The sequence below is a fragment of the Streptomyces sp. NBC_01275 genome, from assembly GCF_026340655.1.
Taxonomy (GTDB): Bacteria; Actinomycetota; Actinomycetes; order Streptomycetales; family Streptomycetaceae; genus Streptomyces.
In genome coordinates, this window is sequence record NZ_JAPEOZ010000001.1 from 6,772,080 (window position 1) to 6,787,120 (window position 15,041).

The window sequence follows — 15,041 nt, forward strand, 5'->3', positions numbered from 1 at the left end:
CCGGTTCCCGGCGACCCTTACCCTGGAAGGGTTATGACTGAGACCTCGCAGCCCCGCCCCCTCCGCGTACTCGCCGCCATGTCCGGCGGGGTCGACTCCGCCGTCGCCGCGGCCCGCGCCGCCGAAGCCGGCCACGACGTGACCGGCGTCCACCTCGCCCTCTCCGCGAACCCGCAATCCTTCCGCACGGGCGCGCGAGGCTGTTGCACCATCGAGGACTCCCGCGACGCCCGCCGCGCCGCCGACGTCATCGGCATCCCGTTCTACGTCTGGGACCTCGCCGACCGCTTCCGCGAGGACGTCGTCGACGACTTCGTCGCCGAGTACGAGGCCGGCCGCACCCCGAACCCCTGCCTGCGCTGCAACGAGAAGATCAAGTTCGCCGCCCTGCTCGACAAGGCGCTCGCGCTCGGCTTCGACGCGGTGTGCACGGGCCACTACGCGAAGGTCCTCGTGGGCGAGGACGGCGGCCGCGAACTGCACCGCGCCTCCGACATGGCCAAGGACCAGTCCTACGTCCTCGGCGTCCTGGACGAGAAGCAGCTCGCGCACGCCCTGTTCCCGCTCGGCGACACCCTCACCACGAAGGACGAGATCCGCGCGGAGGCCGAGCGCCGGGGCCTCGCGGTCGCCAAGAAGCCCGACTCCCACGACATCTGCTTCATCGCCGACGGCGACACCCAGGGCTTCCTCGCCCAGCGCCTCGGCAAGGCGGAGGGCGCCATCGTCGACGAGTCCGGCGCGGTCGTCGGCTCGCACGAGGGCGCGTACGGCTTCACCATCGGCCAGCGCAAGGGACTGCGCATCGGCACCCCGGCCGCCGACGGCAAGCCGCGCTACGTCCTCGACATCTCGCCGGTCGACAACACCGTGACCGTGGGCCCGGCCGCCTCCCTGGACGTGACCGGCCTGACCGCCGTCAAACCCCGCTGGTGCGGCACGGTCCCCACCGGCCCCGGCACGTACACCGCCCAGCTGCGCGCCCACGGCGGCGAGACCGAGGTCACCGCCGAGCTGATCGACGGCACGCTGGAGGTCTCCTTCAGCGAGCCGGTACGGGGCGTGGCCCCCGGCCAGGCGATCGTCCTGTACGACGGCACACGCGTGGTGGGCTCGGCGACGATCGCGTCGACGGTACGGGCGACGGCCGGGGTGTCCTGACCGTCGCCGTCAGCCGCGCTGTCCGAAGAACTCGGCCAGCACCGGCGCCAGGACGTTCGGATCCACCATGTGGGTCTGCTCCTCGAGCGTCCGGTACGTCCCCTGCGGCGTCGCCTCCGCCACCGCGCGCGCGGCCTCGCGCAGCCACGGGGGACTGGCCCCGCCCGCCACGGCGAGCACCGGTACGCCGACCGAGGCCAGCCGCTCCCGGGGGACCCGTCCGCCGCCCATGACGGCGTCGTCGTAGGCCAGGCTCGGCGCGATCGCCTCCATGCCGTCCCACATGGGCGACTGGCGGGCCCGCCGGATCATCTCCCCGGCCAGGCCCGTCAGCCGCAGGAACAGCTCCACGGCGTCCCCGCGCCGCCCCTGCGCCAACGCCTCCGTGAGGTGCGCGGTGTACTCGGCGCGTCCCCGCGCCGCCTCCTCGTCGAGGGCGAACGGCGGCTCGTACACGGCGGCCCGGCGCACGGGCAGCCCGCTCGCCACCGCCTCCAGCACCAGCGCGCCGCCCGAGGAGATGCCGTACAGCGCCGCCTCGCCGCCGGCCGCGTCGACGAGCGCCGCCAGGTCCTCGACCTCACGCTCCACCGCGTACGGGGCCGTGTCGCCGCTCTCGCCGCGGCCCCGGCGGTCGTACCAGAGGACGGTGAAGCGGTCCGCGAGGAGTCCCGCCAGGGGAGCGACGGTGCCGCCCGTCGACATCGCCCCGCTGACCAGGATGACCGCGGGGCCCTGTCCGGCGCGCGCGTACGCCAGTGCGGTGCCGTCGCGCGAAATGGTCTTCTTGTCCATGCCAGTGCAGACTGCCGCACGGCACGGCGCTCATCGGCCTACGACACTTCCGCTTCCGAGACTTCTGCTTCGTAGAAGCAGAGGTGGTTCTTGATCTCGGCGACGTCGGGCTTGGGGTCGGGATACGCCCAGACGAGATCCGCCGCGTCCGGCAGCGACCAGTAGGACGCCGTGCCCTTGAAGGGGCAGTAGGTGTGGGTGTCGGAGGGGGTCAGGAGATCCAGGCGTACGTCCTCGGCGGGGAGGTAGTACCGCACCGGACAGCCGGTCTCGCGCAGCACGAGGGCCCGGTCGCTCTCCGCCAGCACATGGCCGTCGTGGACGACCTTGACGTGCCGGTCGCCCCGCTCGATCGTGATCGTGTGTCCTTGGGTCATGCCGGAAAAGCACTCGCGGGCCCCCGGTTCTTCCCGGTTACGGTGACGGCATGCGTATCTGTGTCTTTCTCTCTGCCGCCGACCTCGACGACCGTTACACGCGCCCCGCGCGGGAGTTCGCCGAACTGCTCGGCAAGGGCGGTCACACGCTCGTGTGGGGCGGTTCCGACAGCGGGCTGATGAAGGTGGTCGCCGACGGCGTGCAGGAGACCGGCGGCCGGCTGTGCGGGGTGTCGGTGACCTTCCTCGCGGCCTCGGCGCGGCCCGGGGCCGACGAGATGGTCATCGCCGAGAACCTGGCCGAGCGCAAGCGGCTGCTGGTGGAGAAGGCCGACGCGGTCGTGGTCATGGTCGGCGGGACCGGGACGCTCGACGAGGCGACCGAGGTCCTGGAACTGAAGAAGCACGGCCACACCGACAAGCCGGTGGTCCTGCTGAACACCGCGGGCTTCTACGACGGCCTCAAGGCGCAGCTCCGACGCATGGAGGACGAGGGCTTCCTGCCGCGCCCCCTGGCCGACCTGGTGTTCTTCGCGGAGGAGCCGGCGGGCGCGCTCGCCTGCCTGGAGGCCGCGACGTCGACGGCCGCCGCCGTGGGCCAGGGCGTCGGGTAGCTGCCCGTGATGCGAGCATGGCGGGCATGGCTACTCATGTGATCACCGGAGCGGGCTCCGGCATCGGCGCGGCCGTCGCCCGCCGCCTGCACGCGCGCGGGGACGAACTCGTCCTCCACGCGCGCGACGCGGGCCGCGCGAAGGAGTTGGCGGCACGGTTCCCGGGCGCGCGGACGCTCGTCGGCGACCTGGCCGACCCCGCCAAGCTGAGCTGGGCCTTCTCCCACCAGTCGCTCCCGGACCGGGTGGACTCCCTGCTGCACATCGCCGGCGTCGTCGACCTCGGCCCGGTCGGCGACCTCACCCCCAGGTCCTGGCGTCACCAGCTCGACGTCAACCTGATCGCCCCCGCCGAGCTGACCCGGCACTTCCTGCCCCAGCTCCGCGTCGCGCGCGGTCATGTGCTGTTCGTGAACTCGGGCGCGGGCCTGCGGGCGAGCGCGGACTGGTCCGCGTACGCCGCCTCCAAGCACGGCCTCAAGGCCCTCGCGGACGCCCTGCGGCACGAGGAGCACGGCAACGGCGTCCGCGTCACCTCCGTCTACCCCGGCCGCACCGCCAGCCCCATGCAGGCCAAGGTCCACCAGCAGGAGGGCAAGGAGTACGACCCCGCGGAGTGGATCGACCCGGAGTCGGTGGCGACGACGATCCTGATGGCCGTCGACCTGCCGAGGGACGCGGAGATCAACGACGTGACGGTGCGCCCGGGAAGGTGACGGTGTCGCCGGCCGATCGTTCCGGCCCCCGTAGGCTGCTCGGGTGAGCAACACAACCACGTTCCGCTTCGGCGCAGCCACCGGCGTCGGCTCCCTCCCCGGCGGCGACGCCCGGGAGGCCGCCAAGGCCGCCACCGGGTCCTTCGAGGACTTCCCGTTCCTCCCCGAGCTGCCCGCCCGAGGCCCCGGCGCCGACATGATCGGCCGCACCGCGGGGATGCTCGTCGAGCTGTACGCGCGCGTGGAGCCCAGCGGCTGGCGGCTCGGCGACCGACCGGGACGGGACAGCAAGCGGGCCCGCTCGTGGCTGGGGGAGGACCTCGACGCGCTGGAGGAGTTCACCCAGGGCTACGAAGGACAGCTGAAGGTGCAGGCGGTCGGCCCCTGGACCCTCGCCGCCGCACTGGAGCTGAGGAACGGCGAGGCCGCGCTCTCCGACCTCGGCGCCTGCCGCGACCTCGCCGCCTCCCTCGCCGAGGGCCTGCGCCTGCACCTGGCCGAGGTACGACGCCGGATGCCCGGCGCGCAGCTCGTCCTGCAACTCGACGAACCCTCCCTCACCGCCGTGCTCCGCGGCCATGTGCGCTCCGCCAGCGGCTACCGCACCCACCGCGCCGTCGACCGGCAGATCGTGGAGGCCACGCTCCGGGACGTCGTCGCGGTGCACGGCGACGGCCCCGTCGTGGTCCATTCGTGCGCCCCCGACGTCCCCTTCGCCCTGCTGCGCCGGGCCGGCGCGGCCGCGGTCTCCTTCGACTTCTCGCTTCTCACCGAGCGTGACGAGGACGCGATCGGCGAGGCGGTGGAAGCGGGGACGAGGCTCTTCGCCGGTGTCGTGCCGGGCACGGACGCGGCATTGTCAGACCCTGCCGGTAGCGTCATGGGTGTCAGGACGCTGTGGCGCAGGCTGGGGCTGCAACCGGGGCTTCTCGCGGAGGCGGTCACCATCACGCCGACGTGCGGTCTCGCGGGGTCTTCCCCGGCGTACGCCCGCCAGGCCCTCGCCCACTGCGTCCAGGCGGCGAGATCCCTCGCGGACAACCCAGAGTAACGGGAGGACAACACGGTGGCCGGCGACAAGCAAGCGGAGACGACGGTGCCCGTCGAGGCACGGGAGCAGCACGCGCAGCTCGCCGAGCAGATCGAGGAGCACCGCTTCCGGTACTACGTGAAGGACGCTCCCGTCGTCAGCGACGCGGAGTTCGACCGTCTCCTGCGCGCCGTGGAGGCGCTGGAGGCGGAGTACTCCGAGCTGCGCACGCCCGACTCGCCGACCCAGAAGGTCGCGGGCGCCTACGCGACGGAGTTCACGGCCGTCCAGCACCGTGAGCGCATGCTCTCCCTCGACAACGCCTTCGACGACCTGGAGTTGGCGGCCTGGGCCGAGCGCGTCCACAAGGACGTCGGCGCCTCCGCCTACCACTTCCTGTGCGAGCTGAAGGTCGACGGCCTCGCCGTCAACCTCACCTACGAGAACGGCCGTCTCACGCGCGCGGCGACCCGAGGCGACGGCCGCACCGGCGAGGACATCACGCCCAACGTGCGCACCATCGCGGAGATCCCGGACCGGCTGACGGGCGACGGGGTGCCCTCCCTCGTGGAGATCCGCGGCGAGGTCTACTTCCCGATGGAGAAGTTCGAGGAGCTCAACGCCCGTCTGGTCGAGGCCGGCGACAAGCCCTTCGCCAACCCGCGCAACGCGGCGGCCGGTTCACTGCGCCAGAAGGACCCGCGCGTCACCGCCACCCGTCCCCTGCACATGGTCGTGCACGGCATCGGCGCCCTGGAGGGCTACGAGGGCCTCGTCCGCCTCTCCGAGGCCTACGCCCTCCTCAAGACCTGGGGCCTGCCCACCTCCCGGCACAACAGGGTCGTCGACGACCTCGACGGCGTACGGCGGTTCATCGCGAACTACGGCGAGAACCGGCACTCGGTGGAGCACGAGATCGACGGGGTGGTGGTCAAGCTCGACGAGATCCGCCTCCAGGGCCGGCTCGGCTCCACGGCCCGTGCGCCCCGCTGGGCGATCGCCTACAAGTACGCGCCCGAAGAGGTCAACACCAAGCTCATCGACATCAAGGTGGGCGTGGGCCGCACCGGCCGCGTGACGCCGTACGCCCAGGTGGAACCGGTGACGGTGGCCGGCTCCGAGGTCGAGTTCGCGACCCTGCACAACCAGGACGTGGTCAAGGCCAAGGGCGTCCTCATCGGCGACACCGTGGTGCTGCGCAAGGCCGGTGACGTGATCCCGGAGATCCTCGGGCCCGTGGCGGACCTGCGCGACGGCAGCGAGCGCCCGTTCGTGATGCCGGCCGAGTGCCCCGAGTGCGGTACGGCGCTGAAGGCCATGAAGGAAGGCGACATCGACCTGCGCTGCCCCAACGCGCAGACCTGTCCCGCGCAGTTGAGAGAGCGGGTCTCCTACCTCGCGGGCCGGGAGTGCCTGGACATCGAGCACTTCGGTGACGTGGTCGCGGCCGCCCTCACCCGTCCGCTGGAGCCGGCCGCCCCGCCGCTCGTCGACGAGGGCGACCTGTTCGACCTCACCGTCGAGAAGCTGCTGCCCATCACGGCGTACGTCCTCGACAAGGACAGCGGTCTGCCCAAGCGCGACCCCAAGACGGGCGAGAAGAAGGTCGCCACGGTCTTCGCCAACCAGAAGGGCGAGCCGAAGAAGAACACGCTGGCCCTGCTCGAGAACATCGAGGCGGCCAAGGCCCGTCCGCTCGCCCGCTTCATCAACGGGCTCTCCATCCGGCATGTCGGGCCGGTCGCGGCCGAGGCGCTCGCCCGCAACTTCCGCTCGATCGACCGGATCGACGAGGCCACCGAGGAAGAGCTGAAGAACACCGACGGCGTCGGCCCCATCGTGGCCGCGGCGGTCAAGCAGTGGTTCGCAGAGGAGTGGCACCGGGAGATCATCCGGAAGTGGAAGGAGGCCGACGTCGTCCTCGAAGAGGAGGGCTCCGGCGAGGACGAAGGCCCCCGCCCCCTCGAAGGGTTGACGGTCGTCGTCACCGGCACGCTCGAACACTTCACCCGCGACGGTGCGAAGGACGCGCTGCAGAGCCGTGGGGCGAAGGTGACCGGGTCGGTGTCGAAGAAGACCTCGTTCGTCGTCGTGGGCGACAGTCCTGGTTCGAAGTACGACAAGGCGATGCAGCTGAAGGTGCCCGTGCTGGACGAGGACGGTTTCACCGTCCTCCTCGAACAGGGCCCGGACGCGGCGGCCGAAGTCGCCCTTCCGGCGGAGGAGTCGACGCAGGAGTCGAACGAGACGCCTGCCGAGGGGGCGGCCTCGGACCCGACCCCGGCCCCGACCGCCGAGGCAACCGCGGACCCGACCGCCGAACCGACCGAGAAGTAGCGCGCGGTGGCGGTTGAAGGTCACCCGATCGGCGCATATCAGATGCATACGGGCGGGCGGGGCGCATTCGGGCAACCGTCGACGACCGCTGCCCGTGGAAGCCTTCTGCGGCCTACTGTTGAGGTGTGCACCTGCCGTGCCCAGCTGCGGTCGGGGCATCCTCCTGCTCGTGACGGGCGGGGGGAAGGGCTTTCCACTGCGGTGCCGTCGACGGTCGTCGGGCGGCGGACCGCATGGCGTGGGCACCGCCGGCTGTGAGAGGGACGGGAATGGAACCGACCGAGAGCGCCGCCCCGGACTCAGGGCTGCCCCGACGTCGGGCCTCCGGCGTCCGGCGGGAGCGCTGGCGGGCGGCGCACTCCGAGCAACCGCCGGGCGTACCGTCGTACACCCCGCACGCCGCTCCGTACACCACCCCGCACTCCGCTCCGTACGCGCCCCCGGACTCCCGTGCCGACCCGCTGTCCGGCGGGCTGCCCGACGCCGAGGCCGAACGGCGCCTGTCCTGGCCCACGCTGCCCGCGGCGGTCGTCGCAGCGGCCGCCTTCGCCCTCGGCGCGGGCTTCTTCCGCGCGTTCAGCGACCACCACGCGCTCTTCCCGTCCGGCACGGCCGGCTGGTCGCTGGCCGTGCTGACCGGCGTCATCGTCGGCCACCTGGTCATGCTCGGCCGCGCCCGCTGGTGGGGCGGCACCGGCTCCGGCGCCGCCCTCACCCTCGCCGTCCTGCTGCTGTACGGCTGGGTGTCCGCCGGTCTGGTCAGCCTCACCGTCGTCGTCCTGGTCGGCATAGCCCGCCGCCACCGCTGGCGACAGGGCGTCCTGCACGGCGCGGTGGACATCCTCGGCATCGGCGCGGGCGCCGTCCTGCTGGCCGCCTGCGGACGGATACCGTCCGTCGAGCACCCCTGGTACCCCGACAGCTGGACGGTCTACACCGGCCCCCAGGTGATCCTGGTCGCCGTCGCCTACCTCGCCGTCACCCGCGTCCTGCTCTGGTATCTGCACGCCCCGCGCTCCGGCGGACTGCCCACCGTCGCCCGGACGGCCCTGGTCAGACAGGGCCTGGTCGCGGTCGCCCTGCTCGGCATCGCCCCGCTGGTCTGCGTGGTCGCCGTGGCCAAGCCGATCCTGCTGCCCCTGTTCGCCATCCCGCTCATCGCCCTCGACTCCACCCTGTGGATAGCCCGGGCCCGGGCCGAGGAGCAGCTGCGCGACCCGCTGACCGGGCTGCCCAACCGCCAGTGGCTCCTGGAGCGCATCTGGACCGCGCTGGACGACGCCGAACGCATCGGCGCCCGGGCCGCCCTGATGCTGATCGACCTCGACCGCTTCCGTTCGGTCAACGACACCCTGGGCCATCTCGCCGGCGACCGGCTGCTGCTGAAGATAGCCGACCGGCTGCGGGTGGCCCTGCCGCGCGGGGCGGAGGCCGCGCGGCTCGGCGGCGACGAGTTCGCCGTCTTACTGCCCGTCGCCGACTCCACCACCTCGGCGAGCCGCGTCGCCCGCAACCTGGTCGCCGCCCTCAGCTCGCCGCTCGACCTCGACGGCCTCACCCTCGTCCTGGAGGCCAGCGCCGGGGTCGCCGTCTTCCCCGACCACGCGCTCGACGCGGAGGGTCTGCTGCGCCGGGCGGACGTGGCGATGTACCAGGCCAAGCGGGACCGTACGGGCGTGGAGGTGTACGAGTCCAAGCGGGACTCCAACACCCCCGACCGGCTCGGTCTGCTGGGCGATCTGCGCCGCGCGCTCGACGCGCACGAGGTGCAGCTGCACTACCAGCCCAAGGTCCGCTTCGACGGACAGGTGGCCGGCCTGGAGGCCCTGGTCCGCTGGGTGCACCCCGAGCGGGGGAAGGTGCCGCCGGACGAGTTCATAGCGATCGCCGAGTCGTCCGGGCTGATGCCGCATCTCACGGAGTACGTGCTGGAGACGGCGCTCGGCCAGGTCGCCCGGTGGCGGGCCCAGGGCCTGTACGTGCCGGTCGCGGTCAACGTCTCCCCGCGTGATGTGCACACCCCCGGCTTCGCGGGGTCCGTCGCCGCGCGCCTGGCCCGGCACGGGGTGCCCGCGTCGGCGCTCCAGCTGGAGATAACCGAGCACGTCCTCCTGGAGGACCCGCAGCGCGCCGCCGCCACCCTCAACGGGCTGACCGGACACGGCGTGAAGATGTCCCTCGACGACTTCGGCACGGGCTACTCGTCGCTGGTGCATCTGCGGCGGCTCCCGGTGAGCGAGCTGAAGATCGACCGCTCCTTCGTGGCCCGGCTGGCCGTGGACACCGAGGACGCGGAGATCGTGCGCTGCACCGTCGATCTCGCCCATTCCCTCGGGCTGCTCGTCGTCGCGGAGGGCGTCGAGGACGACGAGACGTGGGAGCGGTTGCGCGACCTCGGCTGCGACGCCGTACAGGGCTGGCTGGTCGCGGCGGCGATGCCGCCGGAGGACATGACGGCCTGGCTGCGGGCACGCGGTTCGCGCGGCTGGCAGCGGCCCGCCGCGGCGCTCCCCGCGGCAACCGTCGACGAACGAGCCTCCGGCGCCTGAACACCGGCCGGACCGCCCTCAGCCACCCCGTGGTCGCGGCTGACGCCCGCTGCCCGCCGACTCACGCCGACTGCCCTTCGGCTGGGCCCTGCCTGCCGCCTTCGGCTGGGGTCTGCTGCTCGTCGGGCTGACGTCCACTGTCTTCGGCTGGGGTCTGCTGCTCGTTGCGCTGACGCCCGACGCCCTCGGCTGACCCTGTGGTCCTCGCCTGACGCGCGCCTTCCCTCAGCGTGCGCCCGCGTCCTCGGCACATGCCCGCTGGCCTCGGTTGCCCCCGACTGTCTGTCGGCTGATGCCTGGCGGCCTCGGCTGACACCTGCCCCTCCTCCGGCTGACGGCCGTCGCGCCTCCGGCCGACGTCAGCGGCGCCTCCGGCTTGCGCCCGCCGTTGCTCAGCCGGCGCCTGCCGTTCCTCCGGCTTGCGCCCCGGCCCCGGCCGGCGCCCGCCGTCGTCGTCGACTCACGCCTGCCGTCCTCAGCCGGCGCCCGCCGTGAAGTGGCCGATCAGCAGCTCCAGTCGTTGTTCGTGGGCTCGCTCAGGTAGTCGGCCGCTGCGCATCAGGGTCACCAGGCCGTGCAGGCCGGCCCAGTACGTCTCGGTCAGCAGGCCCGGATCGTCGCCCTCGGCCGCCGCCGGCTCCACGGCCGTCAGCAGCTCGTTGAAGGCCGCCCACAGCGCCGCCGGAGCCTCCGGCGTGGCGAACGGCAGGTCCACGGCGTGGGTGAACATCGCGTCGTACAACGCCGGCCGACGGCGGGCGAAGGCGGCGTACGCCTCGCCCACCGCCTTCAACGCCCCGCGCGCGTCCTGCGCCGCGGTGCGCGCCGCACGCAGCTCCACGGCCAGCTCGGCGCAGCCCTGCACCGCGACCGCCGCCATGATCGCGTCCTTGCCCTTGAAGTGGCTGTAGAGGACGGGCTGGCTGTACTCGATCTCGGCCGCGAGGCGTCGGGTCGTCACCGCGTCCCAGCCCTCGGTCTCCGCCAGTTCCAGTGCGGCCGTGACGATCAGCTGTTCGCGTTCCGCTCGTTCGCGCTCCCGGCGCGTCTGGATCGACATGCTCCGGATTCTAGCATCGCTAGCCATCCTGTCGATGCTCTGCTAGCTTCGCTCTTGTCCCTAGCGTTGCTAGAAATCAGCGCTGGAAAATACCAAGAGGAGTAGAGACGTGACCGTCACCGCGTACACCCTGGCCGTCGTGCTCGACCTGTTCTGCGTGTTCCTCGGCTATCGGTTCCTGTTCCAGCCGGCCCCCGCCGCCGCGGGCTACGGCGTCCCCGCCCGGCCGGACGGCGACGCCGGCGCCTACCTCACGGTCAAGGGCCTGCGGGACGGCACCTTCGGAGTGGTGGGCCTGGCCCTGCTGGCCTTCGTCGGCGCCCGCGCCGAGGCCTGGTTCATGCTCGCCGTCGCGCTGGTCCCGCTCTTCGACACCCTGATAGTCCTGCGCCACGGCGGCACGAAGGCCGTCGCTTTCGGGATCCACTTCGCCACGGCGGTCGTTGTGCTGATCAGCGCGGGACTTCTGTTCGCCGTCTGACACGCCGCACCGGCGACCTGGTCATCGTCCCGCGGGGCAAGCCGCACGCCTTCGCCGTCGTACCCGGCTCGGACGCCGACCTCCTCGGGAGCTGTACGACAACCATTTCCTGCAGAGCGCGGCCTGGGACGCGCGCCGCTGAGCAACGGCACCCCCGGGCACTCCCAGGCACTCCCAGGCGCTCCCGTAGGCAAACCCCTGGGCAACCCCCGGGCAAACCGTTTCACGGTCACAGGGCCAGGCCCCCTAGGATTGGCCCCAAACCACATTTCACTCACCCCAGAGGAACGCTGCATGCCTGGCATCACGCGCGAGGAGGTCGCCCACCTCGCCCGGCTGGCGCGTCTGGAGCTGAAGCCCGAAGAGCTCGACCACTTCGCGGGACAGCTGGACGACATCATCGGCGCGGTCGCCCGCGTCAGCGAGGTCGCCGACCAAGACGTACCGCCGACCTCGCACCCGCTCCCGCTGACGAACGTCATGCGGGCGGACGAGGTCCGTCCCTCGCTCACCCCCGAGCAGGCGCTCTCCGGCGCCCCGGCCCAGGAGCAGCAGCGTTTCAAGGTGCCGCAGATCCTGGGGGAGGACTAGAAAGTCATGACGGACAACGTCACCATCATCAAGCTCACCGCCGCCGAGACCGCCGCGAAGATCGCCTCCGGCGAGCTCACGGCCGTCGAGGTCACCGAGGCCCACCTGGCCCGGATCGAGGCCGTCGACGAGAAGGTGCACGCCTTCCTGCACGTCGACCGCGAGGGCGCCCTCGCCCAGGCCCGTGCCGTCGACGAGAAGCGGGCGCGGGGCGAGAAGCTCGGCCCCCTGGCCGGCGTTCCGCTCGCGCTCAAGGACATCTTCACCACCGAGGGCATCCCGACGACCGTCGGCTCGAAGATCCTCGAGGGCTGGATCCCGCCGTACGACGCGACGCTCACCAAGCGGCTCAAGGCCGCCGACGTCGTCATCCTCGGCAAGACCAACATGGACGAGTTCGCCATGGGGTCGAGCACGGAGAACAGCGCCTACGGGCCGACCGGCAACCCCTGGGACCTCACCAAGATCCCCGGCGGCTCCGGCGGCGGCTCCTCCGCCGCGCTCGCCTCCTTCCAGGCCCCGCTCGCCATCGGCACCGACACCGGCGGCTCCATCCGTCAGCCGGCCGCCGTCACCGGCACGGTCGGCGTGAAGCCGACGTACGGCGCGGTCTCCCGGTACGGCATGGTCGCCTTCTCCTCCTCCCTGGACCAGGGCGGGCCCTGCGCCCGTACGGTCCTGGACGCGGCGCTGCTGCACGAGGTCATCGCCGGGCACGACCCGCTGGACTCCACCTCCATCGACGCCCCGGTCCCGCCGGTCGTCGAGGCCGCCCGCAACGGCAGCGTCGACGGGATGCGCGTCGGCGTCGTCAAGCAGTTCCGCGGCGAGGGCTACCAGGCCGGCGTCATCCAGCGGTTCGACGAGTCCGTCGCGCTGCTGAAGGAGCTGGGCGCGGAGATCGTCGAGCTGGACTGTCCGTCCTTCGACCTCGCCCTGTCGGCGTACTACCTGATCGCGCCGTCCGAGTGCTCCAGCAACCTGGCGCGCTTCGACGGACTCCGTTACGGCGCGCGCGTGGGCGACGACGGAACCCACTCGGCCGAGGAGGTCACCTCCCTCACCCGTGAGGCGGGCTTCGGCCCCGAGGTCAAGCGCCGCATCATCCTCGGCACGTACGCCCTGTCCAGCGGGTACTACGACGCGTACTACGGCTCCGCGCAGAAGGTCCGCACGCTCATCACGCGCGACTTCGAGAAGGCCTTCGAGCAGGTCGACGTGATCGTCTCGCCGACGACGCCGACCACCGCCTTCGCGATCGGCGAGCGCGCCGACGACCCGATGGCGATGTACCTGGCCGACCTGTGCACCATCCCGACCAACCTGGCGGGCAACGCGGCCATGTCGCTGCCCTGCGGTCTCGCTCCGGAGGACAACCTCCCGGTCGGCCTGCAGATCATCGCTCCGGCGCTGAAGGACGACAGGCTGTACAAGGTCGGGGCCGCCGTCGAGGCCGCCTTCGTGGAAAGGTGGGGTCACCCGCTCCTCGAGGAGGCACCGTCGCTGTGAGTGCACTGAACAAGGCCAAGGGCTTCAAGAAGTCCAAGTCCGGCACGTACCTGTCCATGGCCACCACCGCCTTCGGCGCGCTGGGCGTCGCCAAGCAGATCAAGAAGGCCCGGGCCGAGCAGGACACGCTGCGGCTGGTCGACGCCACCGTCTCCGCGGTCGCGATCGTCACCGGCCTCGCCATCCTGTACCGCGAGCTGAAGCGGCTGGGCGACGACGACGTCCTGCTGGGCTGAGAGGGAAGTTTCACCGTGACCACCACGACCGACCTGGTGTCGTACGAGGACGCGCTGGCGACCTACGACCCCGTCATGGGCCTCGAGGTCCATGTCGAACTCGGCACCAAGACCAAGATGTTCTGCGGCTGTTCGACCGAACTCGGTCAGGACGCCAACACGCAGACCTGCCCGACCTGCCTCGGCCTGCCCGGCGCGCTCCCGGTCGTCAACGCGATCGGAATCGAGTCGGCGATCAAGATCGGCCTCGCGCTGAACTGCGAGATCGCCGAGTGGTGCCGCTTCGCCCGGAAGAACTACTTCTATCCGGACATGCCGAAGAACTTCCAGACCTCCCAGTACGACGAGCCGATCGCCTTCGACGGCTACCTCGACGTACAGCTGGAGGACGGCGAGACCTTCCGGGTGCAGATCGAGCGCGCCCACATGGAGGAGGACACCGGCAAGTCCACCCACGTGGGCGGCGCGACGGGCCGTATCCACGGCGCCTCGCACTCGCTCCTGGACTACAACCGCGCCGGCATCCCGCTGATCGAGATCGTCACCAAGCCGATCGAGGGCGCGGGCGAGCGCGCTCCCGAGGTCGCCAAGGCGTACGTCGCCGAGCTGCGCGAGCTCATCAAGGCGCTCGGCGTCTCGGAGGCCCGGATGGAGATGGGCCAGATGCGCTGCGACGTGAACCTGTCGCTGCGTCCGCACGGCCGGGAGAAGTTCGGCACGCGGTCCGAGACGAAGAACGTGAACTCGCTGCGGTCCGTGGAGCGCGCGGCCCGCTTCGAGATCCAGCGGCACGCGGCCGTGCTGAACGCGGGCGGCACGATCATCCAGGAGACCCGCCACTTCCACGAGGACACCGGGTCGACGACCTCGGGCCGCGTGAAGGAGGAGGCCGAGGACTACCGGTACTTCCCCGAGCCGGACCTGGTGCCGGTGGCCCCCTCCCGCGCGTGGGTCGAGGAGATCCGCGGCGGTCTGCCGGAGCTTCCGCTGGCCCGCCGCAACCGGCTGGTCGCCGAGTGGGGCATCTCGGCCCTCGACATGCAGTCGATCCTCAACGCCGGCGCGCTGGACCCGATCGTCGCCACGATCGACGCCGGCGCGGACGCCGCGTCCGCCCGCAAGTGGTGGATGGGCGAACTGGCGCGCAGCGCCAACGAGTCGGCCAAGGCGCTGGACGAGCTGGCGATCACGCCGGAGCAGGTCGCCCGGGTCACCGAGCTGGTGAGCTCCGGCGACCTGAACGACAAGCTGGCCCGCCAGGTCATCGAGGGCGTCCTCGCGGGCGAGGGCACCCCGGACGAGGTCGTCGTCAAGCGCGGGCTGAAGGTCGTATCGGACGACTCGGCGCTCGGCACGGCCGTCGAGGAGGCCATCGCCGGCAACCCGGGCATCGCCGACAAGATCCGTGGCGGCAAGGTCGCCGCGGCCGGCGCTCTGGTCGGCGCCGTGATGAAGGCCACCCGCGGGCAGGCCGACGCGGCCCGTGTCAAGGAGCTCATCCTGGAGAAACTGGGCGTCAGCGAGGGCTGATATCCGGAATGTCCGCGCAAGGGGTGCGCCGCTCGCCGGTGCACCCCTTCGCCGT

14 protein-coding genes are annotated in these 15,041 nt (G+C 71.8%); 11 read left to right on the forward strand and 3 right to left on the reverse strand.

Features of this window, described 5'->3' with window-relative positions; translation table 11 throughout:
- The first annotated feature begins 33 nt into the window (after nt 1–33).
- A complete protein-coding gene (gene mnmA, locus OG562_RS30150) occupies nt 34–1,161 on the forward strand; it encodes a tRNA 2-thiouridine(34) synthase MnmA (RefSeq protein ID WP_266403417.1) in 1,128 nt (375 codons plus the stop codon).
- Nucleotides 1,162–1,170: 9 nt separating this feature from the next.
- Here the strand turns inward: mnmA and OG562_RS30155 are convergent, their stop codons facing one another.
- Nucleotides 1,171–1,956 (reverse strand): alpha/beta fold hydrolase, encoded by a 786-nt coding sequence (locus OG562_RS30155; protein ID WP_266403419.1) that lies wholly within the window; start codon nt 1,954–1,956, stop codon nt 1,171–1,173.
- A gap of 38 nt (nt 1,957–1,994) precedes the next feature.
- Complete coding sequence (locus OG562_RS30160) at nt 1,995–2,333, reverse strand: DUF427 domain-containing protein (RefSeq protein ID WP_266403420.1); 339 nt, start codon at nt 2,331–2,333, stop codon at nt 1,995–1,997.
- A gap of 50 nt (nt 2,334–2,383) precedes the next feature.
- On the opposite strand from OG562_RS30160, the gene OG562_RS30165 reads away from it, so the two are divergent.
- From OG562_RS30165 to OG562_RS30185, 5 genes are all read left to right on the forward strand, one after another.
- On the forward strand, nt 2,384–2,947 hold the full coding sequence (locus tag OG562_RS30165; protein WP_266403422.1) for a TIGR00730 family Rossman fold protein: 564 nt from the start codon (nt 2,384–2,386) through the stop codon (nt 2,945–2,947).
- Nucleotides 2,948–2,964: 17 nt separating this feature from the next.
- A complete protein-coding gene (locus tag OG562_RS30170; protein WP_266403425.1) occupies nt 2,965–3,663 on the forward strand; it encodes an SDR family oxidoreductase in 699 nt (232 codons plus the stop codon).
- A gap of 43 nt (nt 3,664–3,706) precedes the next feature.
- A complete protein-coding gene (locus OG562_RS30175; RefSeq protein WP_266403427.1) occupies nt 3,707–4,714 on the forward strand; it encodes a methionine synthase in 1,008 nt (335 codons plus the stop codon).
- Between the two features lie 15 nt (nt 4,715–4,729).
- On the forward strand, nt 4,730–7,030 hold the full coding sequence (gene ligA, locus OG562_RS30180; RefSeq protein ID WP_266403428.1) for an NAD-dependent DNA ligase LigA: 2,301 nt from the start codon (nt 4,730–4,732) through the stop codon (nt 7,028–7,030).
- A 269-nt stretch (nt 7,031–7,299) separates the two neighbouring features.
- Nucleotides 7,300–9,579 (forward strand): bifunctional diguanylate cyclase/phosphodiesterase, encoded by a 2,280-nt coding sequence (locus OG562_RS30185; RefSeq protein WP_266403429.1) that lies wholly within the window; start codon nt 7,300–7,302, stop codon nt 9,577–9,579.
- 475 nt (nt 9,580–10,054) lie between these two features.
- Here OG562_RS30185 and OG562_RS30190 read toward each other — a convergent pair whose 3' ends face one another.
- Nucleotides 10,055–10,639, reverse strand: a complete 585-nt coding sequence (locus OG562_RS30190) for a TetR/AcrR family transcriptional regulator (RefSeq protein ID WP_266403431.1) — start codon at nt 10,637–10,639, stop codon at nt 10,055–10,057.
- Nucleotides 10,640–10,748: 109 nt separating this feature from the next.
- Between OG562_RS30190 and OG562_RS30195 the strand changes: the two genes are divergently transcribed.
- From OG562_RS30195 to gatB, 5 genes are all read left to right on the forward strand, one after another.
- Entirely contained in the window at nt 10,749–11,120 is a 372-nt protein-coding gene (locus OG562_RS30195; protein WP_266403432.1) for a DUF4267 domain-containing protein, read from the forward strand.
- A gap of 294 nt (nt 11,121–11,414) precedes the next feature.
- Nucleotides 11,415–11,711: an Asp-tRNA(Asn)/Glu-tRNA(Gln) amidotransferase subunit GatC gene (gene gatC, locus OG562_RS30200; RefSeq protein WP_018531282.1), complete on the forward strand. Its 297-nt coding sequence runs from the start codon at nt 11,415–11,417 to the stop codon at nt 11,709–11,711.
- A gap of 6 nt (nt 11,712–11,717) precedes the next feature.
- Nucleotides 11,718–13,220, forward strand: coding sequence for an Asp-tRNA(Asn)/Glu-tRNA(Gln) amidotransferase subunit GatA (gene gatA, locus OG562_RS30205; protein WP_266403440.1), 1,503 nt, complete (start codon nt 11,718–11,720; stop codon nt 13,218–13,220).
- Nucleotides 13,217–13,456: a hypothetical protein gene (locus OG562_RS30210; RefSeq protein WP_266403441.1), complete on the forward strand. Its 240-nt coding sequence runs from the start codon at nt 13,217–13,219 to the stop codon at nt 13,454–13,456. Before gatA ends, OG562_RS30210 begins: the two co-directional genes overlap by 4 nt.
- Before the next feature lie 15 nt (nt 13,457–13,471).
- Nucleotides 13,472–14,986: an Asp-tRNA(Asn)/Glu-tRNA(Gln) amidotransferase subunit GatB gene (gatB, locus tag OG562_RS30215; protein WP_266403444.1), complete on the forward strand. Its 1,515-nt coding sequence runs from the start codon at nt 13,472–13,474 to the stop codon at nt 14,984–14,986.
- Nucleotides 14,987–15,041: the final 55 nt, after the last annotated feature.